The 25332-nt window shown below is 33.4% G+C and carries 24 protein-coding genes and 3 tRNA genes; 17 read left to right on the plus strand and 10 right to left on the minus strand.

Annotated features, from left to right (window positions below):
• Positions 1 to 124: 124 nt before the first annotated feature.
• The 3 genes from BW942_RS09975 to BW942_RS09985 form a co-directional block, all read right to left on the minus strand.
• Positions 125 to 1399: an SGNH/GDSL hydrolase family protein gene (locus tag BW942_RS09975; protein WP_000488656.1), complete on the minus strand. Its 1275-nt coding sequence runs from the start codon at positions 1397 to 1399 to the stop codon at positions 125 to 127.
• A 900-nt stretch (positions 1400 to 2299) separates the two neighbouring features.
• On the minus strand, positions 2300 to 2902 hold the full coding sequence (locus tag BW942_RS09980; protein WP_000286526.1) for a hypothetical protein: 603 nt from the start codon (positions 2900 to 2902) through the stop codon (positions 2300 to 2302).
• 335 nt (positions 2903 to 3237) lie between these two features.
• A complete protein-coding gene (locus BW942_RS09985; protein WP_000834071.1) occupies positions 3238 to 4485 on the minus strand; it encodes a class I SAM-dependent RNA methyltransferase in 1248 nt (415 codons plus the stop codon).
• Between the two features lie 102 nt (positions 4486 to 4587).
• On the opposite strand from BW942_RS09985, the gene BW942_RS09990 reads away from it, so the two are divergent.
• From BW942_RS09990 to BW942_RS10025, 8 genes are all read left to right on the plus strand, one after another.
• Positions 4588 to 4671: transfer RNA gene (locus BW942_RS09990), tRNA-Ser, on the plus strand.
• A 13-nt stretch (positions 4672 to 4684) separates the two neighbouring features.
• A tRNA-Ser gene (locus tag BW942_RS09995) sits at positions 4685 to 4771 on the plus strand.
• Between the two features lie 42 nt (positions 4772 to 4813).
• A complete protein-coding gene (locus BW942_RS10000; RefSeq protein WP_000093706.1) occupies positions 4814 to 5260 on the plus strand; it encodes a hypothetical protein in 447 nt (148 codons plus the stop codon).
• Entirely contained in the window at positions 5214 to 5624 is a 411-nt protein-coding gene (locus BW942_RS10005) for a hypothetical protein (RefSeq protein WP_001009658.1), read from the plus strand. The genes BW942_RS10000 and BW942_RS10005 overlap by 47 nt, the downstream gene beginning before the upstream one ends.
• 5 nt (positions 5625 to 5629) lie before the next feature.
• Positions 5630 to 5706: transfer RNA gene (locus tag BW942_RS10010), tRNA-Arg, on the plus strand.
• A gap of 633 nt (positions 5707 to 6339) precedes the next feature.
• Positions 6340 to 7161, plus strand: a complete 822-nt coding sequence (locus tag BW942_RS10015; RefSeq protein ID WP_000719355.1) for an XAC2610-related protein — start codon at positions 6340 to 6342, stop codon at positions 7159 to 7161.
• A 370-nt stretch (positions 7162 to 7531) separates the two neighbouring features.
• A complete protein-coding gene (locus BW942_RS10020) occupies positions 7532 to 8065 on the plus strand; it encodes a WbuC family cupin fold metalloprotein (protein WP_001206947.1) in 534 nt (177 codons plus the stop codon).
• Positions 8066 to 8256: 191 nt separating this feature from the next.
• Entirely contained in the window at positions 8257 to 8832 is a 576-nt protein-coding gene (locus BW942_RS10025; RefSeq protein WP_001109024.1) for a slr1658 superfamily regulator, read from the plus strand.
• A gap of 3 nt (positions 8833 to 8835) precedes the next feature.
• Here the strand turns inward: BW942_RS10025 and BW942_RS10030 are convergent, their stop codons facing one another.
• A complete protein-coding gene (locus BW942_RS10030) occupies positions 8836 to 9183 on the minus strand; it encodes a slr1659 superfamily regulator (RefSeq protein WP_000406163.1) in 348 nt (115 codons plus the stop codon).
• Between the two features lie 127 nt (positions 9184 to 9310).
• Positions 9311 to 9484 (minus strand): hypothetical protein, encoded by a 174-nt coding sequence (locus tag BW942_RS10035; RefSeq protein WP_000411020.1) that lies wholly within the window; start codon positions 9482 to 9484, stop codon positions 9311 to 9313.
• 1124 nt (positions 9485 to 10608) lie between these two features.
• Here BW942_RS10035 and BW942_RS10040 point away from each other — a divergent pair.
• A complete protein-coding gene (locus BW942_RS10040) occupies positions 10609 to 10893 on the plus strand; it encodes a hypothetical protein (RefSeq protein ID WP_001113793.1) in 285 nt (94 codons plus the stop codon).
• Positions 10894 to 10931: 38 nt separating this feature from the next.
• Positions 10932 to 11636, plus strand: a complete 705-nt coding sequence (locus tag BW942_RS10045; protein WP_000410308.1) for a lysophospholipid acyltransferase family protein — start codon at positions 10932 to 10934, stop codon at positions 11634 to 11636.
• A gap of 6 nt (positions 11637 to 11642) precedes the next feature.
• On the opposite strand, the gene dapF is transcribed toward BW942_RS10045, so the two are convergent.
• On the minus strand, positions 11643 to 12488 hold the full coding sequence (gene dapF / locus BW942_RS10050) for a diaminopimelate epimerase (RefSeq protein ID WP_000157608.1): 846 nt from the start codon (positions 12486 to 12488) through the stop codon (positions 11643 to 11645).
• 138 nt (positions 12489 to 12626) lie between these two features.
• Here dapF and BW942_RS10055 point away from each other — a divergent pair, with 138 nt between their 5' ends.
• Positions 12627 to 13478, plus strand: coding sequence for a class I SAM-dependent methyltransferase (locus BW942_RS10055; RefSeq protein ID WP_001082180.1), 852 nt, complete (start codon positions 12627 to 12629; stop codon positions 13476 to 13478).
• Here the strand turns inward: BW942_RS10055 and BW942_RS10060 are convergent.
• Positions 13467 to 14216 (minus strand): HAD family hydrolase, encoded by a 750-nt coding sequence (locus tag BW942_RS10060; RefSeq protein ID WP_001173175.1) that lies wholly within the window; start codon positions 14214 to 14216, stop codon positions 13467 to 13469. The two genes, BW942_RS10055 and BW942_RS10060, sit on opposite strands and share 12 nt — an antisense overlap.
• 93 nt (positions 14217 to 14309) lie before the next feature.
• Between BW942_RS10060 and BW942_RS10065 the strand changes: the two genes are divergently transcribed.
• The 3 genes from BW942_RS10065 to BW942_RS10075 all read left to right on the plus strand — a co-directional run bounded on the left by BW942_RS10065 (position 14310) and on the right by BW942_RS10075 (position 17513).
• Entirely contained in the window at positions 14310 to 15950 is a 1641-nt protein-coding gene (locus tag BW942_RS10065; RefSeq protein ID WP_001108815.1) for an NAD(P)-binding protein, read from the plus strand.
• Positions 15947 to 17035 (plus strand): hypothetical protein, encoded by a 1089-nt coding sequence (locus tag BW942_RS10070; protein ID WP_000842011.1) that lies wholly within the window; start codon positions 15947 to 15949, stop codon positions 17033 to 17035. The genes BW942_RS10065 and BW942_RS10070 overlap by 4 nt, the downstream gene beginning before the upstream one ends.
• Positions 17036 to 17144: 109 nt before the next feature.
• Positions 17145 to 17513: a VOC family protein gene (locus BW942_RS10075; protein WP_000587664.1), complete on the plus strand. Its 369-nt coding sequence runs from the start codon at positions 17145 to 17147 to the stop codon at positions 17511 to 17513.
• A gap of 88 nt (positions 17514 to 17601) precedes the next feature.
• Here BW942_RS10075 and BW942_RS10080 read toward each other — a convergent pair whose 3' ends face one another.
• Both BW942_RS10080 and BW942_RS10085 read right to left on the minus strand, forming a co-directional pair.
• Positions 17602 to 17811: a hypothetical protein gene (locus BW942_RS10080; RefSeq protein WP_000869875.1), complete on the minus strand. Its 210-nt coding sequence runs from the start codon at positions 17809 to 17811 to the stop codon at positions 17602 to 17604.
• A 904-nt stretch (positions 17812 to 18715) separates the two neighbouring features.
• The gene (locus tag BW942_RS10085) at positions 18716 to 19444 is read right to left on the minus strand and encodes an LIC10067 family putative lipoprotein (RefSeq protein ID WP_000902644.1); all 729 of its coding nucleotides are present in this window, start codon (positions 19442 to 19444) and stop codon (positions 18716 to 18718) included.
• 98 nt (positions 19445 to 19542) lie between these two features.
• On the opposite strand from BW942_RS10085, the gene BW942_RS10090 reads away from it, so the two are divergent.
• From BW942_RS10090 to BW942_RS10100, 3 genes are all read left to right on the plus strand, one after another.
• On the plus strand, positions 19543 to 20325 hold the full coding sequence (locus BW942_RS10090) for an enoyl-CoA hydratase-related protein (RefSeq protein ID WP_001001943.1): 783 nt from the start codon (positions 19543 to 19545) through the stop codon (positions 20323 to 20325).
• Positions 20326 to 20847: a dCTP deaminase gene (gene dcd / locus BW942_RS10095; protein ID WP_000604072.1), complete on the plus strand. Its 522-nt coding sequence runs from the start codon at positions 20326 to 20328 to the stop codon at positions 20845 to 20847. It begins immediately after the preceding gene.
• A 75-nt stretch (positions 20848 to 20922) separates the two neighbouring features.
• Positions 20923 to 21393, plus strand: coding sequence for a DUF2147 domain-containing protein (locus tag BW942_RS10100; RefSeq protein WP_001043223.1), 471 nt, complete (start codon positions 20923 to 20925; stop codon positions 21391 to 21393).
• Between the two features lie 712 nt (positions 21394 to 22105).
• Here the strand turns inward: BW942_RS10100 and BW942_RS10105 are convergent.
• Positions 22106 to 25312: a SpoIIE family protein phosphatase gene (locus BW942_RS10105; RefSeq protein WP_000004845.1), complete on the minus strand. Its 3207-nt coding sequence runs from the start codon at positions 25310 to 25312 to the stop codon at positions 22106 to 22108.
• Positions 25313 to 25332: the final 20 nt, after the last annotated feature.

A 25332-nucleotide genomic window follows, 5' to 3' on the forward strand; every position in this document is an offset into this window, starting at 1 on the left:
AAAAAACCTGATTTTACTAAGCTATATAAAACGAAGCGCCATAAATTTTTATTACAAAATATTAGAGCTCTGTTATATAGTTCTGAGTAAAACCTATATATTTTTAGATTTCATAGAAATTCGCTTAAGTAAAAGTCCGAAGAATCCAAGAAATAAATATTCCAAAAGTATATTCCTTTAGATATTTTTTTAGATCGATTGGATCTCTATTTAAACTATCGTAATACCAAGCTGCATATTCGCTAACTTGAGGAATACTAAAACCGTAATGAGAATTTATGGCTTTAATTAGCTCATTTGCAAAAACGGCATGTCCATACATGTTAGGATGTACACCGTCCAAGCTAAAAACCCCAGGTTGTCCTGGTAAAGGCCAGCTTGCACGAGCATTACCCGGACTCCAACCACTAGGGCTTTCAATACGACGTCCATTTTCTTTCAAATCGTCAAAGACTACTTTTAGATCCGCAACCGCAAATCCCATCGCTGCACCTTGAGCTTTGATTTCATCGTTCAACATACTTAAATAATTTGTAATCTGATTAACTTCTCTCGAATCTAAAACTTGACCTTCATGAGTTACGAAACTACGGTAAAACGCTTTTAATCCTGTTAAATTTCCTCTCCCTCTTGGATCCCTATATCGATCCAAAAAGAAAAGTGTAGTTACATTCGGAATCGTAAATAACACTCCACCTTTGATACTCCCAATAGCTGCCAAACGTTTCATTACTTCACGAATATCTTTTTTATATCGCGCTTCATCCAAACAAGAGGTAGAAGTTGTAAGTACAGTACAAAGCACGTGATTGCCTGCTGCGGTTCCAAAAATAAAGGTGGGTTTTACCTTCTCCATAATTTCTATTTGAGTACCAGAATCGCGAAGACCAAATCGATGAAATTTATCAGGAGTTTGACAATCTTGGACTTTTACCCAACGATAAGTAGGCCAAAACCAATTCCACCAACTCCATTCTTTCTTCCATTTCATCGCGGTAACATCTTTACACTTTCCCGAAGTTCTCAAAACGGAACTATATTCGGCCCCTGTAATTCCGGCATTTGTAGGAAGATCTACGGTAGAAACGTTTCCTCCTATCAAAGAACTTACAATACAAAAGAGCCCACAATTTCCTTGCAGAAAACTCTCAAAATCTATCCAAGGTCCTTTAAGAACGTTATACGAAACAGAAGAGCCTGCCTGCTCACTGACTAATACAGGATAAGCCCAGCGTTGAGTTTTTTTTTCCACGGTAGCACCAAAAAAACCTTGGCTCAAAGAATCGCCGATAACTCCAGGCTTTGCAAAAAGTTCGGCTTGTGATTGAGCCGCTAAATTTGCGACTTCAAAAACAAACGACAACAGAAAAATCATAAACCATTTTATCTTTCTAAACATTTGCATTTCTCCTTATTAGAGTTCGGACAACCTGTTTGTTACTATAAAAAACTTATTCTTTGATCATCCATAACCCTTGTTTTTTTATAATAACACTAATAATAAAAAAGATTCGTCAATAGGATTTATAAAACATGTTATGAAAAAAATAATTTTTTTCATATTTGCTACAAAAGTAACAAATAAAAATCCATTGAGTAATAAGTAATTAAGAATATAATATTAAATTAATAAATAAAAATTATACTAAAGAAACACATTACTTAAGAATACGTAACATTTTTGTTAATTTAAGAAACTTGCATAAATTAAACTTATATAAAAAAATTGATCGTTTTCTTTGAAAAGATTATAGATTTTTAGATTGTATTCCGTATAAAATTAGCCGCTTGAGCTACTATGCAAAAATTAAAAATCGTTTTATAGAATCTTGCTAAACAATAAAAAATTTCGAGAAAATCTTGAATAAAATTTACGTACGAATTCACTTAGAATTATATAAAATAGCATAAAACAAATTTTTATCACAAAAGTACAATTACTACTCGGATGCATAAAAAGAATATTATGTTGTACCTGTTTCAAAACTTAGAATATTAGATTCTTTCAAAAAAGCGAACAATTCTAGGTTTGGCGCAATTTTGTAAGGACTTCTATATCTTTAAAAAAATTACCTGTTAATTTTTGATGAACATTTTCACGTGTCCGAGTAGTAAGTATAAAATATTGGAACACAATAATATGATTATCAGTAAAATTTGAAACGCGACGTGTTTCAAAAAGGAATAAAAAAACCGGAAGAAATCTCCGGTTTTGTAATGAGATAAATCGAAAAATTTTTATTTTAACCTATACTTTTCTTATTTCCATACCACGAGTTTATTTCTATATAAATTGAAATTAAAGTTTTTGTAAAATTCCAGTCGCTGCCGAATCTTCAATCTGTGTCCCCGCAACTCCACCATATGAATTTCCACAATAAACTCCACTGGAACTAGCAATAAGATTAATTTTAAATTTATCTCCTGCACTTGCATTGAAAATAATAAAAGACCCCGTCTCATCACTTCCATTTACCGGATTTAAATTAGAATTAGAATTATTTAAATAAACTGCAAGATGCTTTTCATTAGAAAGAGTTGAAGTTCCACATTTAATTTTATAATAACCACTTTTCATAGAACCTACTTTGTATCTGCCACTCTTCTGAATCGTAATTTCTGCAAATCCTTTGTCCATACCACAAATCGTAATCGGCTTATCTTCTGAATATGAATAAACAACCTCAATATCATCGAAAGAAAAGGATGCAATTTTTCTTGCGATCGCTACGTCTGCACCACATCTTGGAGTAACAATATTATAAAACTGAACAAGACTCATGATTTCTTCATCAGATAAATCTTTAAATGGATCTTTTGAATCTTCTTGGTCTTGTTTACATTGTAGTAACAAAAAAATTAAAATGAATATTTTTAAAACGAAATACAAATATCGATACATAACGTTATTTTTTATGAAATTGTACATAGTCAATTTAAATTGATAAGATTTAAACATTTTTAGAAATTAGAATATTTAGTACAATGTTTCGTTTTAGTAAAAATAGAATTTTATATACTTAAAAAATTATTTCCAATCTTTTTACACAGAATTTACGTTTATCAGCAAAACAAATTTTATCACAAAGCCATATTTGAGTTAAAAATAATAGAGTTGTTGAAAAATTCCATAGTAGCGATTAACAAAACTGCTTCAATAAACCGTTTCCATAAAACAAATGGAGAATTAATTTTTCAAAAACTCTAAATATAGAAACTCTGAGTAATAATAAAATTTTAATCTTTCTTTTCGACTTTTACGATAACTTCAAAGTGTTTCGTTCTTGGAAAAAAGTCGACTAACGTTACATTAGAAAGTTTATAATCTTTATTTAAAAACAGAGAAAGATCTCTTACAAGGGTAGAATGATTGCAACTAGAATATAAGAAACCATTTGGACTTGTTTTTATTAGAGTTTGTAAAACTTTTTTAGAGAGTCCCGCTCTAGGAGGATTCATAATCCAAAAAGAAGAATTCAAAACTTCTTCGGAATCAATCCAATCTGTTTCCAGATTCAACGTTTTAAAATCACAAGATGAAATACCATTTAGTAAAACATTTCTCTTTGCTTGTTGAACACAATCCGAAGAAATCTCATAACCCAACCAACTTGTAGTCTTAGACTTAAGAGCAATTGCGATCAAACCTGATCCACAATATAATTCTAATATTCTATTTTGATTATTTGGAACTAATTCAAAAATTTTTTCCAACCAAGGAGCAATGAGATAACGATTTACTTGGGAGAATCCTCCTGCCGGAATTTCCCAAACGATCTTCTTTAATTCTGGAATTCTAATATTTTCACTAAAACTTACCGATTTTTTTTTGTAGGAAATAACTTTTGTCCCTTCTAATCGAAAGGAAAGTGTTTTTGACTTTAAAATCTGTTTTGACCCCTTAACTTCCTGTTTTAAAAACTCAGCAAAAGCAAAATTCATTTCTTGAGGTAAATTTTTACACCCTTCTTCGGGAAGATTTACAATAGAATGAGAAAATTCCTCGTAAAAACCTGCGAGTCTTTGATTCCCAGCAAATCCTAATTGGATCTGAGCCGTGTTTCTATAACCGTTCGGATCACCGCTGAGAATTTCAATTTCAGGAATTTGAATATGTTTTTTGGATAAAAAATGTTCCAACGTTTCTTGAAGCAGAAACTTCTTGATCTCTAATTCTTTTTGATAAGAAACGTGACGATAAGAACAACCACCACAACGAGGAAATATGCTACAATCGGAAGAAATTCTCTCCGATGAAACCTCTTGAATTTCGGAAGCAACTCCCCAAAATAAAGAACCAGATCTTTTAAGAAGAACCGTATCAACCGTTTCACCCGGAATCGCATTTTTTAAGAAGAAAGTTTCTTTTTCTGAATTTGCGATCGAATAACCTAAATTCACCCAAGAACGAGGTTTAAGTAAAATTTTACCTTTATGAATTTGTATTTTAGAACTACTTTTATGTCCCTCAGAATCACTTTTCATTTCTATCTATAGTGATTCCAGGAAATACAAAGATCCAAGAACGCAAAGAACAATTCCCTTGACACAGAGGGGTTTTCTCACGGTAAAGTAATTCCGTCGTCAGGAGAAGTGGCTGAGTGGTCTAAAGCAGCGGTCTTGAAAACCGTCGTGGTAATCCCACCGTGGGTTCGAATCCTACCTTCTCCGACTGCAAACCTTTGGAGACGTGCCTGAGTGGCCGAAAGGAGCAGTTTGCTAAACTGTCGTACGGGTAACTGTACCCAGGGTTCGAATCCCTGCGTCTCCGGATTTTGCTTTCATTTTAACTGAATCACTTGAATTCTCACTTATGTCCTCAGAACGATTCAAAACCCAGGAATTGATTCAAGAAACCTTGAGAATTCTCAAAAGTGAAGAACTTCCAGGTTTGATCGCAGCCCTATCCTACATTCCTTTTTTCGGTTGGTTGCTTATTTGGATTTTCCGCAAAACCCAAAAATTCGCGTATTTTCATATTCTGCAGTCGTTAAAACTTAACTGTGCCTTTATTGTTATTTATTCTATAGTCTGGTTTCTCAGAGAATTTCCAGTGATTAGTTGGATTTTATCTTTAATTAGAATGAATCCGATCGTTACAGATTTTATCAGTTACGTTTCTTGGATCGCATTTTTAAGTTATAGCCTACTAGGGGCATGGAACGCGTATCAAGAAAAAGAATCTACTCTACCTTTTTTTCCGGAGATGGAAAATGAACTTCAAAAAATATTTAAAAAAATACGAACCGGTTCTCCGTAATTTTCCCGAAATCGCAAACCGATTTCTCAGATCGGAAAGATTTTTGGTCTACTTAGTTTCGTTGCCCTTCTTTGGAACTTGGTTAATTGGATTCACTTTTTATTGGGAGAACCAAACGGTTCGAAAGTATTCCGGAATTTCTTTCCTAAATTTTCTTTATTTTCTAGGATTTCTTTTAGTGAGTGTTTTAGTTTCTTGGATCCCAATAGCAGGCCCTTGGCTAGGAAATATAATCCATCTTATGGGTATTTTGATTTATCTAGGGATTTCCGGATTACTGCTATACAATTACACAAGTGCAAAAAAAATTGGACTTACGATTCCTGAAAGACACCTTTCTCATTTGGAATCTTACATCCATTGACCCACGCGCCCATAGCTCAGCTGGATAGAGCGTCTGACTACGGATCAGAAGGTCGGAGGTTCGACTCCTTCTGGGCGCGCCAATTTTTTCAAGACTCTAAACAATTTCATTTTTAAAATCAAATATCTGCATGAAATGACAGTTTTACGATCATCATCGAACTCACATTATTCGGTGTATAAAGAATTCGTTTTTAAAGGTTTGTTTTACAGTAAAAAAATAAAATGAGTATGGGATTAAGTTCAAAAGATTAGTTAACGTGAATTCTACATAAGAAAACGAGAAAAGATTTTCTAAAAGTATGAGTTCCTACATTTTGAAAATTTACTACAAAATTTAAGTTTGCAGTAGTTCCTACAAATTACGTCGTATTGAAGTTTAAAACAGATTTTTCATACTAATAGTTTCCACACTTTAAAAATCGATTTGTAAAGTTCAAATCCAAACTTTTTTCAGAAAAATGAATTCATTATATATCGAATTCACGTGAACAAAAAAGTACTCAGTATTTTGGAAATAGTCTCTTGTAATAAAAATTTACGATACTCAACTTTATAGGAATCAAAATACCTTTTATTGAAGATTTAAAAATAGAGTTGTCGAAAAAATCCATATCAACAAACGATTTTTACCCATTCAGGCTTATAAAAAAACGGAAGAAAATTAATTTTTCAACAACTCTAATGATTCATCCTAAGGTTTTAAGGCAAATCCAATGAAAAAAATATTTGTAAATTCTAATATATTAAAAAAGAAAATTTTTATCTTTTTCATTTTTGCATTGGGAATTGGAATAAGTATTTGGATTATAATTCAAAATTTTACAAATTATCAAATAACAGTTTTTTCTAATATTTCAAATGAAACTCAAAAATCAATCGTTCAAACCAGTCAAAATCAAAACTCTGAAAAAATCATAGAAGGTTGTAAAATTCTTCCTCTCAATGAAAAATTTAAAAATTCTACATCAGAACATCTACGTGGCGGAGCAATATGTAATTTTACAATTCATAGGAATTTACCTATTTATAAATTTCATCTTGTAGGTGGAATCAATACATATAACGTATTTGATCGTATTGAGATTTCAAAAGGAAGTGAAAACGTTTTCGTCCAGACACTGAAGATTGAAAGAATTGATTCTCCACAAGAAGATGAAGAATTTTTTGTAGCAGAAGATATGAATTTCGATGGGTATAAAGATATTAGATTGATACTCTATCAAGGGGAAACTGGAAACAAAGGTTATATCTTTTGGTTATTTGATCCTTCTAAAAATTTTTTTATTGAGAATAAGGAATTAAATGAATTAGTACGTCCTGTATTCGATTTAAAAACAAAAACGATTCAGACTCATTATCACATCTCTGCTTGTGAATATATAAATCAAACCTATAAAATCGCTAAAAACGGAAAGTTAATTCAGATTAGCGAAGAAACACAAGAATGGATCGAAAAAAATAAGTCGTTTCGGCAAAAAATCGGAAAATTAAAAAATGGAACTTGGGTATATCGCACTCGATTGACAGAATGCTAATTTTTAATTTGAAACGAAGTAGTTCCTACATTTTGAAATCTAATACAATCTTTGATAGTTTGGGATCGATTTAAATTATAGAATACCTTATATTCCAAAACCTCTAAAATCAGAAATCTTCCTTGAAATCTTTTTCAAAATTATGTCTCTTTTAAAATTTATAAATTTTTAGATTTTTAAAAAATTCTTAAAAAATCAATGTACGATTTGACACTAAGACTGAGTCTCATTTACATTGTTAAGGAAACCGTCCCAAAAGTAGTTAGATCAAAAATGGATAAATGTCACTGTGCACAAGTCGCTTTCGAAACTATAGTTGAAACCGCGAGATACGAAGGTGTAGAATATCAAGAAATTATAGAAAGGGTAAATGCGGGAAATACTTGCACAGCCTGCAAATCATATCTTATTGACTACTGTGAATCTAGACTCCAAACCCCACAGACAACTACTTACGGATTCTCTTTTTTTGGAAGTATTGCAAAAAGCGAATGCCTCCCCTCGTAAAAGAGCAAACCACAACTTTCACGAACTTTCCGAAGTATATCAAAGATTTTTAAACGTGCTCACACGTGATACTTACGTACAAGCGCACAGACATAAATTCCCACCAAAACCGGAAACCTTTTTGGCGTTAAAAGGAGATCTAGGATTTATCCTTTTTAATGATGATGGCTCAATCCAAGAAACTCATTACCTAAGTTCCCAAGGTCCAGTATATGGAATCGATATTGTCCCTGGAGTATTTCATACTCTCGTTTGTCTTTCTGAAAACGCGATTTGTTTTGAAGGAAAGTCAGGGCCCTATGAGCCCACAACGGATAAAGATTTTGCTTCCTGGGCTCCGGCTGAGACCGACCCAAATCGGAACGAATATTTGGATAAGTTAAGAAAACTTTTTTAATTTGAATTCAAATTTGTTTTTTACTTTTCTTATTCTAAATTCAAGTTCCTATTTTTAAAATATAAGGTTATAAAACAAAACCTTGTAACGAAAGTGTAACTCCAAATTATCAACTTGATCTTTCTGATAAAGTTGAATTAGTTTTTAGAGCATTCTGTAAATCATCGATCATAAAGAATTCGAAAAATATTATGAACTACCCCGTCAAATACGGCCATTATAATCTTATACCGGATTCTCTTCCTTGTGAAAGCGAATTTACATTAAAGCTAAGACCTATGGATCTTAGGGTTCAATGGAGACGTTGTTCTCTCACCGCAGATTACATCTCAAATTATTGCTCTTATCAAGAAAAACTGGATTCCGATGCTTCTAATACAATTTCGATTATAATCAATGAACTGATAGAAAATGCCGCAAAATTTTCCAAAGATAGAAAAGGAGAAATCTTTTTAGATTTAAAATATTATTCCGAAATACTAAAGATAGAAATTAAAAACTTAACCGACGAAATTTCAAAGAATAAACTAGAAAAATCTATCTCGGCTCTGGTAGATCGAAACTCAGACGAGATCTATATCAACAAGCTTAAAAAAGGAGAAAAAAACGATTCGGGAATCGGCCTTTTACTACTTTCAAAAGACTTCCCTGTTCGATTAGGATTTTTAATCAACGAAGTTTCTTCAGCTACTTACGAAGTAATTGTAAGGGCTTACTTAGATTTAAACGAAGTTATTAAAACAAAATTTAAAACTTTGAATTTTTAACTTTCACTCAAGACTTGTTTGAATTTCTGATCTGAGTTTTTTAACATTCTCCAAAAACGCGATTTGCCAATATCTATTTTTATTACCTTTGATTTCTACGTTACGAAAGTTTTTCTTATCATAAACCGCTACAAATCTAGAGAGACTGGCGATTCCTGCGCTATTTAAAAAATCCAAATTTTTAATATCAATGACAGCTTTTCCACGCCCAGAATTATCCAGAACAGTTTCAATAGCTGAGATGATCGGATCATATTCATCCACATTCAATAGACGAAGGGTTCCGGAGATTTTAATTCTTCCGCGATTTTTTTCCGTTTCCACAGAATAATCTTCTTTTGAAATTTCCATTTTGCACTAAAGCCAAAGTTTAATCTCTGTTAAAGATCATATCTAACTATTAAAAAATAAGAAGGCATTTCTTGTATTTTTTTAAAAAAAGATCAATCTTTTTCATAATGTTTCCAAATTTAAAATTTCACTGAAAAAATAATTTCTCACAAAGTTTCCGTATTTTTTCTGTGTTCCAGATACTTCTTTTAGGAAATTCTAAAATTTTACTTCCTTCTTTCTGTTTTATAATTTCAATTTGTCTGACTTCCTCAATTTTTAAATTATGTCGTTTTACGAACTCGCCTTCTATCTTCTCCATAAATACTACTTTCGGATTTGAGATAGCTAATCTTCAGGGATAGCCTTCAAAAAAGAATCCTACACTAAAATTATTTTAGGTCTTCTAGCTAATAAGTTTGGTGTAAGAGATTTTGCTTTATGAAATCTAATTTTTTTGTAAAAAATAAAATGTGGGAACTACCACAGGTCTGGGTTTTATAATGAAATTCTGAAAACGTAGGATTTTATACGAATTAAATCATGAAAAAATAGGCATTTAAAAACTCGTAAAACGACAAAATCTATAGGAACTCTTCACAAATCTATATTTTACGGTAAAACTTTGAAATGTGAGAATTTCATCATTTTTAGTCTTTAGAAACTAAAAAACCAGGATCAATCATTTCCATAAATGTAGAAACTCTTACTTTTAGAAAAATTTTCCCAGCTCCTCTATTATGTCCATAACCAACCCCACAAGCTGAATAGGATTTTAGAACCAGAATGAACTCAACAGAACGGGCTTTCTATGGATCGCCGTTCTGGGCTCAAAAAGGCACATTTTTCAAGTGTTCCGACAAGAATGAGTCTTTTTACTTGCAAAAAGTATGTTTTTCTGATAGAGAAAAATTTTCCGAACCTTACCGCCTCCACCCCCACCCAAAAATAGGGAAAACTCAACACAACGCCCTCTATGAATCGCGTTGTGGGGTGGGAACTAAGTTTTACAGAGGATTTGTCGTAACTCCGACAGATTTATATTGAGATCAAATACTTGTGGGGCTGGTTATGATTATGTCAAGTCACGTTAATCTATTAAAAAACTAGAAGATGCTTCTTATGCTTTAAGAAAATCAATCTTTACAATAACTTCTCAACTCAAAAATCCTATTGAATAGCTCTTCACAAAGTTTTCATATTCCAAATACTTATTGGAGATAAGAATTTGGATAAATTTTATTAATCTATTAAAGGACCAACAAACCTCATTAACCAACATCTTCTACAAATCGTTAGATTTGTTATCTCAAACTTATATAGTTTTCAAATGCATTTTTTAGAGTTTACGATATGAAAACTCTTGCAAGACCGCTCCCCAAGAAGACTATATGAGATTGTGGGAATTTTACCCACCTATATAAATAAACCTGGAAAAGAAGCTCTATGCCTGAGTTTGATTCGATTGATCTGATGAATTATGCTGTCTACGGGAACGAATTAGATCCCGAATGGGCCGATATAAGAAATTATATTAAGTCCAGTGCTTCCGCACAAAAAGAATTAGAAGAATTAAGACGTTCCGTTCCGCATCCACAGAACGCCAGAAAAAGGAGAGACCCTTCTCAACCCCAAGAATTGGGCCGAGATAAGTCCTACAGTTCCGACCCAAGAAACGCAAATTCTACAGAGGAAAAAAAGAAATGGTGGTCTATTTTTTCGGGTGAATAAAATAGCTCCCCTCATCGTAACGATTCGAGGAAATGCCCATGGAAAAGGAAGTTCAAACTTATCTCAGATTGAAACAATTCGTGGCCCCTTTTTTGGGTTTTGCCGTTAACATAAATGCATATGGTACGGAACATATTGCCCATGAAGGAAAATTAATTCTAGTCAGCAACCATAGATCTGATATGGATCCTTTCATTATTTCCTACACTTTTCCACGTTATATATCTTGGATCGCGGCCGATTATACTTTTCGAATTCCTATTTTTAAAGACTTAGCTAAATTAGCCGGAGGAATTCCGATGGCTATCGACGGAAAAATTTCCATGGCAAGTATCAAAATGGTACAACAAGTTTTTAAAAGAGAAGGTGTTTTAGGAATTTTTCCAGAAGGCCATGATTATATGGTTCAAAATAATTTTTCCGCGCCTATGGTACCATTTCACGAAGGTTTTGCTGCATTTTCGATCCGAAATAAAGTAGATATTCTCCCTTCTGTAATTGTTCCGATCGAAGAAAGTTATTCCGATATTCCAATTCCTTCATTAGTTCGTTCTTTTATGGGAATGCCAAAAGAAGTCTGTGACATCAAACGAAGATCCATTTATAAAAAAGTTCGCGTTCTCTATGGACCTAAAATTGATCACAGACCTTATCTAGAAGGAAAACTAGAAAACAATCTCAAAAAACTTTCCAACGAAGTTCGAGTGAGAATGGAAAACTTACAAAAGACGGAAGTAGTTTAGAATATACTAAATTTCTATTTCTCCTGAAAATATCTCACGGGCTGGGCCAGTCATTAAAATGTTTCCAGATTCTTGCCACTGAATTCTAAGAGTGCCACCTCTCAAATCGATTTGAACGTCTTTTCCAGATCTTCCCGTTAAATTCCCAGCCACCATCACGGCACAAGCTCCTGTCCCACAAGCGAGAGTTTCTCCCGCCCCTCTTTCCCAAGTTCTTTGATAAAGATGGTCTTTTCCACGAATAGTAACAAATTCCACATTCACTCTTTTCGGAAAGATAGAATGACGTTCGATTAACGGTCCAATTCCTCTTACTGGAAATTCATCGCTATCATCCACAAAGATTACACAGTGTGGATTTCCCATACTAACCGCAGTAAATTTTAAATTTTTATCTCCGATCTCAAGTGGTTGATCAATGATTGTTTCTTCATTTTTCCAAACGACCGGAATTTGAGATGGAACTAGAACCGGCTTTCCCATATCTACGCTTACAAGATCAACCTTGTTACCGGATCCAATTTTTAAATCTACTTCCAAAATTCCCGCGCCAGTTTCGATCTTAGGATTTTTAGAACTCGTTAAACCGTGATCATATATGTATTTGGCAACACAACGAATTCCGTTCCCGCACATTTCGGAAGAACTTCCATCCGAATTGTACATATCCATCATAAAATCGCCTTGTTTTGAATTTCGAATAAAAATGACTCCGTCGCTTCCAATTCCGAAATTACGATCGGATATTTTTTGAATCTGTTCTGGTGTTAGACGAATATCATTCCGAGTAGAATCGATATAAACGTAGTCGTTACCGATTCCTTCCATTTTGGTGAACTTAAGCGAAGCCACAAAAACTCCTAAAATAAATTGATTTCTATATTTTCTTAGACTGTGATCCGAGGAAATTCAAAAACGAGAAAACGTTTTATAGTTTTTTCTGGCTTTTCCGGGTTTAACCTTAAAAATTGAATATACGAGGAACCTTTTTTGAATCGAACCTGTTATCTTTGCTCAAGCGCACAAAACTCCGTCGTTTTCGTGGAAAATGGAATTGACATCGTTCAATGCTCCAATTGCAGCCACGTCTTTTCTACATACGAACAAGAAGAACACTACGAAGGTTATTGGGATGATGATTCTTCGTATGATCTAGGTTGGTGGGACAACGCTCACAGAGAAATTTATCAAGACTTTATCAATAAGTTTTTAATTGCTCCTTCTGGTAAAATTTTAGACGTGGGTTGTGGACTCGGCTTTTTTGTTAAGCGCATTATAGATCAAAAACCAAATTGGGAAGCGATTGGTTACGAAATATCCGAAAAGGCGGTTCAATTTGCAAAAGATAAAAACGGATTAAAAAATGTTTTTTCAGGAATCGTTCAAAATTCGGGAATCAAAAAGGGTTCTTTAGATATAATCACTCTTTGGGACGTAATCGAACACATTCCTAAACCTCATAGTCTATTAGAATATTTGCATTCTCTTTTAAAACCGGGTGGAATCCTTTTTTTACAAACACCTAACTTTCCGATCCAACTTTTTAAAGCGAAATTAAAGGTAATGCTCAAAGGTATGAGGACAGACGGTCATTATTTAGAAGCGAAAGATCATATTAACGACTACACTGAAAAAACGATGAAGATGCTCGCAAAACAAACCGGATTTCAAAATTGTAAATTTACGATTTTAAAACCGATCGCTTCTGTTTCGGGAAGCCAAGGTGGAAGTTTTGGTTCTTTTTTTAAAAAAGTTTACTATTATGTGACTAAAATTATTTGGTTGTTCAGTTTTAAAACGATGAATCTAAATAACACGTTATTCGCTGTTTTAAAGAAATGATTCCAAAGCCGTTCTAAGATCGTTCGTTTCTAAATAAGAATATTCTTTTTTAATGGAATTGACCTCCAATTCTATTTTCCGTTCTTTTAAAGGCTCGTTTTTCTTTGAAAAGATAGAAGTGAGATGAATCGCCGGAATTCCATTACAAAGAGCACCTTCTACGTCGTCTTTGAGAGAATCTCCGATCATCGATATTACTGTTTCATTGTTAACTAATCCGCTTGCACGGGAAAAAAATTCTTTCGATGGTTTTTCCTTTCCTACCTCTTCCGAACTTAAAATTGAATACAAGAAAGATTTTGGAAATACAAGATTCATTTTAATTAGTTGAGTTCTTAAATTTTCATTTGTACAAAAAAGAAGTTTATGTTTTTCTGAAATTATTTTTAAAAGCATAAAAACTTCTTTATATTCTCTTTTGTACTTTTGTTTACGAACCTTTATTCCCTCTTGGAAATATTTAAAATAATCGTTCTCTAATTTTAAAATCCATTTAGGATCTAAGGTCCCCCACTTAGATAAACACATCTTTTTAAAATAGATGAGACGGAGTCGGTTAGAGGGAGAATCCGATAATTCGAACTTGGTCTCTTTTCTTGCTACTTCATAGAATCGTGAAAATTCTTTAACAGATAAAAACCCGTATTCTTTTGCATTTTTACATAGCTGCAAAATCGTAGTCTCGTAAATTCCTACTGAGTCCAAAAACGTGTTATCAAAATCCAAAAATAGAGCCATTTTTGCAAAAGAATCTTTTCAATTTCAAACGCAATTCTTTTACTCCATTTTTCCTTGCACTACCAGAGATTCCATTGAATCTTCCCAACAAGTATGAATTACAATTCAAAAAACATCTCCAGAAAATCCTTTCTTGCCATTTTGGGTTTTTGTTTTTCGGCGCTTGTAAGTGGAATTTGGTTTTTAAAATTTAGGAAAAAAATTTCAGGAAAAATCATAGGTCCGAACATGGAAATCGGACATAGAATTCGTAATTCAAAATTCAATCAAATAGCGCATAACGTCAATTTTTCTAATTCTGAAAAAGTAAAAGTTCTAATTTTAGGCGCTGGGATTTCAGGACTAAGCGCTGGTTATTATCTTTACAAATCTGGTTTTGACGAATTTAAAATTTTAGAACTGGAAAACGATCCTGGTGGAAATTCAAAATCCGGAAAAAATTCAATTGGTTCCTTTCCTTGGGGAGCACACTACTTACCACAACCAAACGAAGAAGCCGTGCTCGTTCGAAAATTTCTAGAAGAAAATAAAATCATCATCGGTAAAGATAAAAACGGAAAACCAATCTACGAAGAAAAGTATCTTTGTTTTGATCCCGAAGAAAGAATTTTTTACCAAGGAAGATGGAACGAAGGTTTATTTCCTGGTGGAACTCCAGGTTCAGTATCTGCAAATGAAGAACAAAAATTTAAGAATTTCATTCGGATTTGGAGATCTAAAATCGGAAGAGACGGTAAAAAAGCATTTTCAATCCCGATTGATCTTTCCTCCAGAGATCCTGAATTTTTGAAATTAGATAGAATTAATTTTTTTGAATATATTAAGGAACAAGGTTTTCGAACCAAAGAACTTTTTTGGTTCTTAGACTATTCGGTTCGAGACGACTTTGGCGGTTCTATGAATACAGTCTCCGCGTGGATTGGTTTACATTATTTTTGTTCTCGCCCCGTAGATGAGAATGGGGAAGACTTAACACTTCTTACTTGGCCAGAAGGTAATGGATTTTTAGTAGAAAAACTTAGATCCCCAATTCAATCTAAAATTCAAACGGAAACACTCATAGAAAAAGTTAAACCTTCCGCTTCTAAAAAAGCTAGGTTTGAAGTTCAAGTTTATCAACCTTTCACCAAAGAACAAAAACATCTTCTCTGTGATTCTATCGTTTACGCTCTTCCTGCTTTTACTCGAAAATATATTCTGGATGAAACTTCAAACGTAACGGAAGGATTGGTTTATTCTCCTTGGCTCGTAGCAAATCTAAGTGTAGACAAAGTTCCAACAGGAAAAGGAATTCCTCCTTGTTGGGACAACGTAATTTACCAAAGTCCGTCTTTAGGTTATATCGTATCCACACACCAAGATTTACGCGCCAGCAGAGAAAAATCGATTCTAACATATTACCAAGCCTTTGGCGAAAAAGACACTATTTCCACACGCAAAAGAATGATGAAAACTTCTTGGGAAGATTGGAAAGAATCTATTTTTTTCGATTTGAAAAAAGCTCATCCAGACATAGAAAAAAGAACACAAAATATAGACATAACGACTTACGCACACGCTATGATCCGCCCAATTCCAGGACTGATCTGGGGCGGTCAAAGGGAAAAACTTTCTGTATCTTATTCAAATCTCCATTTTGCACATTCTGATTTAAGCGGAATTTCTATTTTTGAAGAAGCACTTACAAGAGGGTATAACGCAGCTAACAAGATCCTAGGAGAACAAAAAATATGAAGTCTCAAGGTTGGATCTTTAAACCTTCTCTGGATTTAACCTTTATCATCTTTCCTGGAATTGTTTCTGTAGTTTTTTTATTTATATTAAAGAAATATAATATTTTGCCTTCCGAAATTAATCCCTGGACCTGGTTTTGTACAGTCTTGTTAATAGATGTCGCCCACGTGTATTCTACTCTTTTTCGATCTTACTTTAATATGGAAGAATGGAGGGAGAAAAAAAATCTTCTCATTACACTGCCGATTGTTTGTTTTTTATTTTCGATATTTTTATATTCTTTTGGAACGATTTGGTTTTGGAGAATCATGGCATACGTCGCTGTGTTTCATTTCATCAGACAACAATTCGGATTTTTAGTGCTTTACCGAAAGAAAACAACTTCCGTTCAAGTTCCGTTTCTATTTGATAAAATCACGATTTATCTGATGGGAGGTGTTCCTATTTTATATTGGCATCTTACGGATCAAAAAAGGGAATTCTCCTGGTTTATGGAAGGGGACTTTTTAATATATCCGTTTCCTGCATTAGCAAACTCAATACTTTGGTTACAACAAATTTGGCTCTGTTGTTATATTTTAATTCATATATATCATTTTACAAAATACCGTTCAATACCTTTGGGTAAGATTTTGCTTGTATTGAATACTTGGATCGTTTGGTTTTTTGGAATCGTTTACTTTAATTCTGATTTTTCTTTCACAATTACAAACGTAATCAACCATGGAGTTCCTTATATCTTTTTACTTTTTTATTATACAATTCAAAACCAGTCGGAAATTAAAATAGAAATGTTCCAAACTGGATCTTGGATAAAAATTCTGAGTTGTTTCTTAGGTATTCTATTTGTATTTGCTTTTATTGAAGAATGGATTTGGGACAGTTTTATTTGGAAAGATCATTCTTTTATTTTTAAAAACTCAAGTTTCTATTCTTTCGAACTTCCCGAGTTTGTATCCGCACTTTTAGTTTCTGTTCTTTTTCTCCCTCAATTTACACATTATATTTTAGATGCTTATCTTTGGAAGGTAGAGAAATCCAATCCGAGACTGTTTCATTTTTTTGAAATCTCTGAAAAGAATTAAAAATCTATTTTCTTGAATTTCTATCACATTAGGAATCAGTTTTCGTTTTTAAATAGACAATCCAGGTTTTCCTACCACAATGACGAAAAAGTTAAACAGGACTGGATCCATGATTATCGTTGAAGGAATCGACTATTTCTTAATACCTGCGGAGAATCCGGAAGCCTCTGCGAAGTTTTATTCTGATATATTCGATTTTGAATCGTTAGATGAGAAATCAGGAGAATATGTTATAATGGGGCTCGATTCCATTAACATCAAACTTCAAAAAATTTCAGGATTTAAAAATTCTTTAGGAGAAAACAAAATTCCTGTTCTTAGTTTTGTTCTTGATGTAGATGATTTTACAGAAGCGATTGCAGAATTAGAAGAAAATAAAATCTCCATCGTTCGTGGTCCTGAAACCAATCAAAGCGGAGAATTCTTACATTTTTTAGATCCTTCCGGAAACGTTTTAGAAATCAGCTATAAAGATTAATTTTAAAGCATTCTTCTACCCAATAAAAAAGCCTCTCAAAGGAGAGGCTTTTTTATTTTCTAAGGATTTAAACCAATTTTCTCCCGGTTCAACCTACCTTATCAACAAAAGTTCCCTTAACCTTATAGAAATCCCCGTCTTGGCCGGCTTCAATTGCAAAGGCTCTTTTATCTGAAACGTTAGCCTGCTTATTTTCATAAGGCTCGACGTGAATCATCCCTTCTTCTTTTGGGATTTTTCTTGTATCCTTGACTCCTTTTTCTGGAAGCCCTAGCTGAACCGAGGAAACTACCTTCATGAGACAACTCCTAATCGAACTCTAACAGATTTATAGAAAAATCCAAACATTTTTTATAAAGAACGATTCTAGGAAATTATAATTTCTAGCAAGTTTTTCTCGAAATCTATTCTTAAAGTTCTGTTGAATGATCTCAGAAAATTTTTATTCGTTTAAAAAATCTTATGCTATATTGAACATTTTTTTGTATCTGATTTAAGCTTTTTACTAAGTTATATATGATAGAATGCCGTGAATTCTAATTTATAAACGGATTTTGGACACTCAGTTTTATAGTTCTGAGCTACACCTATAAAGTTTAAAATCTTAACATTTGAGTGTTTTATAATACTCTCAGGTACATTCACGAAAACTAAGTTTTATAGAACTGAATTTTTACTAAAAAACAAATGGGGACTCTTACAAATCTAGACTTTACAATAAAATATTAAAATGTAAGAACCACTATAAATCCAGTCTTACAACGAAATTTTCAAGATCTAGAATTTACTGCACGAAATTAAAACACAAGTTCAGCTTTAATTGATGTAAAAACATTGAAGTCTAGCTTGGTGCATCGCTTCTATAGTCAGAATTCAGAGACGCTTCAATAATGTACAAACTATCAGTTTTTTAATTTAATGTGAATTCGGTATAATACGAAAGGGATCGCAAAAGGAACAAAGCAGAACACTCTTTCAAACCCAGCGTCTCGCTCGGTCTCCATGAGTCGTTTGATGGATCGCGTTCTATAATAAATTGAAACTAAAGACGATATGTTATATAATGTTTCCTATATACAATTTATTGACCAGAGCTGAGAGCCCGGTCCAACTTGCCTGTAAGCTTAGATTCGTCCAGATTTTCTTACTTCGAACTCATATTAATTTAGAACTTGTTTTTATCTTTGAGAATGATCGATAATTTATTGAAAGTTGATTTTACAACTTCCCTTTCCAGTAGTTATAAAATATTGAACCGCATAATTATCCGTAAAATTGATAGTTGGATTAAAAACCGGAGCATCAAAAGTACCTACATCTGTGGTTTTACAACTTGGAGAAAAATATTTTACGGAGATTAGGTTATCACATTCGAACGCGAGTATCGTTCCTCCAGCTTCTCTAAGATTAGAACGAAAAGCTTTTGTGGAAAAATTTTCCTTAAATTCTATTGTCTGAGAATCCGGATAATTAATTGCGGTTTCATCTCCATAAATATTGTTGTAAGCCTTATAACAATCCACGTAGAACCTTCTCGCGGAACAGTTATAACCGTCTGTCCCGTAAACAGTATCACAAGCACCATCCGCTTTTGACACCGTTAAAAATCCTGCAGTCGCTCCCGTAGGAACCGTCGTAATAATTTCAGTCGTGGTTATAGAAAAAATTGTGCCCGTAATTCCATTAAACTTTACAGTCGTTTCGGTTGAATTGGGGGTGAAATTCCTCCCTTGAATGGTTATCTGAGTCCCAGTATAAGAAACTCCGTCACTTTGAGGAGGTGATCCTGACGGTGGATCAATCAAAGTAATTACCGGATTTCCAAAACCAATTGCGGCCAATAAGCCGTTATCCGAATTTTTTTTATCACATTGAATGAAGAAGAATATGAATGGAAATAAGAAAAGAATCTTTATCAATTTATGCAACATAACTTTATTTGATCTAAAAAATCTAATACGGGCCTCTAGTTTATAAAAGTAAAAAGGTTTCGGCAAGAATTATTCTGCTGAAAAAATGGTGTACTGAAATGAACGAATTTTCTACAGTATTGTATTCCACGGAAAAAGAAATCGCGGTTCTACTTCTAAATAGACCGGAAAAAAGAAACGCAATCAGTAAAGAACTTCTTTCTACACTTCATAAAAATATTCTCAAAGCAAAAAAGGAAAAATCAATCCGTAGTCTTGTTCTAAGCGGCGTTGGACCTTCCTTTTGTGCAGGAGCAGACTTAAAAGAAAGAGTAACCATGTCTCCTAAAGAAGTGAAACGTTTTTTAGAAGATCTCAAAAATTGTTTTTTGGAATTGGAAAACTTTCCATATCCTACGGTTGCCGCCTTAGACGGAGACGCATTTGGAGGAGGATTGGAACTTGCACTTTGTTGTGATTTGATTCTTCTTAAAAACGATATTAGAATTGGACTTACAGAAACTCGTTTAGGAATTATTCCTGGTGGAGGAGGAACTCAAAGACTTTCACGTAGAATCGGAATCTCGAAAGCGAAAGAAATGATTTTTACGGGCAAAACAATTGACGCACAAACCGCTTTAGATTTTGGAATCGCAAATTCCATTTGGCACGATTCCTCCCTTCCCGCAGCAAAAATGTTAGCTGAAGAAATCGCATCTCAATGTGCACCAATCGCACTTCAGCTTGCAAAGAAAGCAATTACAGAAGGTTATGGTCAGGACATACGAAAAGCTCTCATAACCGAGAGTAAATACTATAATAACACTTTAAATACGGAAGATCGGTTGGAGGCACTCAAAGCGTTTCAGGAAAAACGAAAACCGATTTTTAAAGGAAAATAAATGATTCTTACTGGAAAAGAAATTCAAAAACGAATCGGTAATGATATTGTAATTACTCCTTATTCAGAAAAACAACTCAATCCAAATTCTTACAATCTAAGACTTCATGAGGAACTTCTAGTATACACCGAACTTCCTCTGGATATGAAAAAACCAAATCCGGCCGAAAAGTTGGTAATTCCTGAATCAGGTCTTTTATTAAAACCAGGTATATTGTATTTAGGTAGAACCTTAGAATCCACCGAAACTCACAATTTAGTACCTATGCTTGAAGGACGATCTTCTATTGGAAGATTAGGAATGCTCGTTCATGTAACTGCAGGATTTGGTGACGTAGGTTTTAAGGGATTTTGGACTTTAGAAATTTCGGTTATCCAACCCCTCATCGTTTATCCAGGTGTGGAAGTTTGTCAGATTTTTTATCATACACTAGAAGGACAGATAACGGAATATACTTCCGGAAAATACCAAGCCAATCGAGGAATTCAAACTTCTATGTTATATAAGGATTTTGAAAAATAGGGATCCTTTCTTTTTTGTTGACTTTCTTCGTATTCTTTTGAGAATTTTGTCCGCAAAACACTCTTGGAGAATGGAATGAATAAGTCTAAGTTGATCGCAATTTTTTTTGCGTTCGTATTGATTTCAACGCCGGCGTTTGCAGGCGAAGAAGATGCAATTCTTGGAAAATGGTGGAATAAGGAAAAAGACGCGCAAGTAGACGTACATAAATGCGGAGCTAAGATTTGTGGAAAAATCGTCTGGTTAAAAGAACCTACTTATCCAGCGGATAGTAAGGAAGGTACTCCGGGTTCTCCAAAAATAGACGTACACAATAAAGACGAAAGTCTTCGTACTCGTCCTATTTTAGGATTGGTTTTTCTTACCGGTTTTTCTTACGAAGGAGAACAAATCTGGACCGGAGGAAGAGTTTACGATCCGAAAGGTGGTAAAACTTACGATGGCAGGCTTACTTTAAGAAATGCTGATACTCTCGATTTAAAAGGTGGTTATAAAGTCGGCTTTATGATGATCGGGAAAGAATCTACTTGGACTAGAGTTAAATAAAATTTCTAAACTCCGCTTTTCCTTTGTTGCAAACTTCAAAAGACCCTCCTACAGGAGGGTCTTTTAATCTAAAAAATTTTCTTTTGATAATCACTATATAATAAACTACTCAATACTTTGTATTCAAATGGGCTTTACAGTAAAAATTTGTGATACTCCATTATATAATTCTGAGTAATGAGTAAATGCAAAAGTTGTTTTGCATTTTGATTAAACCATTGTTTTTTCGGATTTATGAGAACAAACTTCTATAAAGTTCAAAAAGAATAATTGTTTTCGCACTGATCATTATTTACTACTGATTCTAGCGTAATCGAATGTTGTAAGTTTTTAAGATAAATTTTAGTTTAGAGATAAAATTTGAGACACTTTATTGTAACGTAAATTCGACGTAAAGAATCCATAATTTATTTTCTGAAAAAGTTGACTCCGAATTTTACAAATCGTTCCTAAAATGTGGAAACTACCACAAATCACAATTTAAGAATAAATTCATAATTTTAGAAAATCTTTTCTCAGCCAGAACTTAAATTAAGATATAGATTTGTGAGAGTTCCGACAGATTAAGTCACATAATAAATTTTTAAACATTCATTTTTTGTGATTTAAATCGGAGTTCCCACATTTATTTCTTATGGAAAAACCAGGTTTTTATAAAACGAATTCTTATGCCGAACCCACATTAACATAAATTGCATTTTGAAATTTAGTTTTAGGTTTTAGATATACCATTTTCAATTTTCCTAAGAATTTTTTTTGCGTTTTCATTCTGAGGATCTAAATCTAATACCTGAGCTGCAATCTCCTTAGCTCGAGTATATTCATTTTGGAGTCGATACAAATCAGATAGATTTACTAGATTGTTTGTATTGTCAGGCTGTTTTGCTAAAACCTTTTCAGAAGCATAAATTGCTTCAGAAAATTTTCCTAATTTTTTATTCGCAATAGAAAGATAATACCAATATTCGCTTAGTTCAGAATCGACTTCTAAATACTTACCTAAAACTTCCACAGCCTTTATATAGTCCTTATCTTTAAAACTTAAAAGTGCGAGTAATTTAATTACTTTTATGTCTTCAGGAGTTTTTGAATAAAGTTCTGCAAGTTCATCAATGGCTTCTTTTACATTTCCATCTTTATACAATTGTCTAGCGTGTGAGTAAGACGCACTCCAATCTGAAGTTTCTTCTTTTAAAAAATCATTTCGGGTTTTATCAGTATTTAAAGAACTTTCCTCTGGATCAGCCGACCTAATCCCGTATTCTATTCTCAACAAAGATAGATCGTCCGTAATTTCTCCTTCTTTGTAAATAAGTTGTTCAATCTGTTCTATATTCCCTTTTCCAATTTCTACTGTTTTTAAAAAAAGCGTTTCGTCTTCGTTAATCGTTCTTGTATCTTGATCGGGTGTAAGATCTAAATCATCTTTACCATCAGAACCAACAATCAAAACGTCTCCTTCTTTGAGAGTAGTTGTAAAAACTTGGAAAGGATATTCTGATTCTAAACCTATCTTTCGAAGCATTAAGGAAGAATCCAAAAAAGTGGCTTTGCCATCTTGATAAAAAACGGTAAAAGGATGTTCTGCGTTAAAATAATAAGTTTTACCTGAACTTTCTTCAATTAAAAAGAAAGAAGCTGAAATCACCATACTACCGTTAAACGATTTAAACACGGAGTTTATTTCCTCATAAGTTTCCGTAAGCCATTGTTCAGGAGAAATATCCAAAATCCGATCGTTTGCCGCAGATCGAGCCAAGATGGAATTCACTACAACCCCCATAACCAAAGCACCACCTGCACCTTGCATCGATTTACCCATTGCGTCTCCGTTCATCGCAAAAACATATCTCTTATAATCCGATGGTATTCCTAAACGTAAATTCCCAGTTATGCAAACATCTCCACCTAAATCGGCTCGTTTTCCTCTAAATTCAAATTGCTTCTTTTGTCTGAGTAAAAACTGAGTCGAAATACGAGTTGATTTATTTGCGTTATAATTTAGAGGTTTTGCAAGTAGAGAAGTTAAAAAATAATCCCCATCTTGTTGGATCTTAAGTCTTTGAAATTCTTCGATTTTTTCAGACAATTCTTCCGTTCTTAATCGGACCTTTGTAGCAAGGTGTTCTGCATAATCTTGAAGTTCTTTTCTTGCGTCCCGAATGGAAGAAACCATGTCATTAAACGAATCCGCCAAAAACCCAATTTCATCTTTAACTCTAATTGGAACTTCAACTTCTAGATCTCCCTCATTTACTTTTTCTACTCCACTCAACAAATCATTCAACGGAGCGACAAGACTTCCTCGAAAAAAAAGTGGAAATAAAAAAATGATTACTACGATTACAACTCCTAAAACTAAAATCTGTTTTAACGCGGTAGGATGCATAAACTCTCGATAAGTTCTGTAAGAAAATCCGACTTCGCTTACGTTATTCTTTTTATGATTATATTTTATAAATCCTATATAATGAAGGCTATGATTCCCTACGTCTTTCTTACGATAATACCTAGTAAAGGAAGGTACAAACGGTCTAAAATAATTCAAAACTTCTTCTTTTAGTTTTGATAAAGCTATCTCCTTACCATCCCATTTACAATCGTTCCAACGAGACTCTAATGCGACACGAAACATTCTCACTTCTTGAGCATTTTCTAAATAACTTTTTCCTTTTGTACAAAAATCTTCTTCGAATATGTTATCCAGTTTATTAGAAGTTACGAATACATGAAGTCCTAATCTTGATAATTCTTTATTTAATTCGAGTTTAAGAGTTTTATCTTTTAAGTCAGGATGTTCTTTCAAAAAATTAATGATCGAATATTTATATCCCCCAAAGTTTCTATGAGACTCTTCCATAAGCTTTGTAAGTGATTCTCTAAAATCTTTTTCAGAAAGATTGAATATTTCATCATATAATAAAGTGTTTTTAAAATCGATTTCTATCTGTTCTAGATTAGGATGAAGTTTAGAATCAAATTTCTCTTGATCAAAAGAATTATCTTCTCTATTCCATTTGAGTATATAAGCAATTCCACCCTTTACGGTTCCACCTTCTAACACCTTTTCCATATAAATTTGGCTTAATATATCGTATTCGGATTCTTTGTCTTGATTGGAAATATAGACCAACACTTGCATAATTGTTAATACAGTTACAAATGTAATTCCTACGATCTTAAGCATAAAAGAAGTTTTTTCGACAGAGAAATTTAAATACAAGATGAGAATGATAAAAAACGCGGCCATGAATAAGAGCACTATCGAAGTAAGGTAAATCGATCTTTCAATATAACCGTCTCTACTTAAAAGATTGGCGACTACAGGTACCGTTCCTCCTACCAAAAAAGACATTAAAAATGCGAAAATGATCCATCTCGTTTTTCCTTTAAGATAAATTATTCTCCAAATAGGAATCGCAAGAAAGTTGATAAACACATAACTAAAAATAATAATCGCAATCGTTCTACTTACGTTTTCTGCGTTAAAGTCCCAGTGATGTGCAGTGAAGTGATATTTTACAGAAGCATCCCACGTAGAATAACAAAAATAACCTACGGAAAAAACGGCAACTATCCATAACACGATCATAGTTATCCGATTGAACTTCGGAAAATCATTCTCTGGATAACGAGCAACAAACTGTCCTATATGTAGGATCGCAGGTAAAATCAAACCTACTGTAATCCAACGATGATATGCAGCAAAAGGATGATAAAGAACAGCAGCAAAAACGTATCCAAATTGGAATATGCCAAGGAGTAAAGCCCCAAATGCTAAGTGTTTTGTGCTTGATACTTTTTTATCTATAAAAAGGAAAACGCCAGCTATGAGTATAGCCGTTACAAACGACAATAAACTCCCAAAAGAATAGTAATTGAGAAGTATGTTGCTCCAAATGGATTCAGTTTCACTCATAATTTTAATAAGACCTTTTT

The sequence above is a fragment of the Leptospira interrogans genome (assembly GCF_900156205.1).
Classification (GTDB): Bacteria; Spirochaetota; Leptospiria; order Leptospirales; family Leptospiraceae; genus Leptospira; species Leptospira interrogans.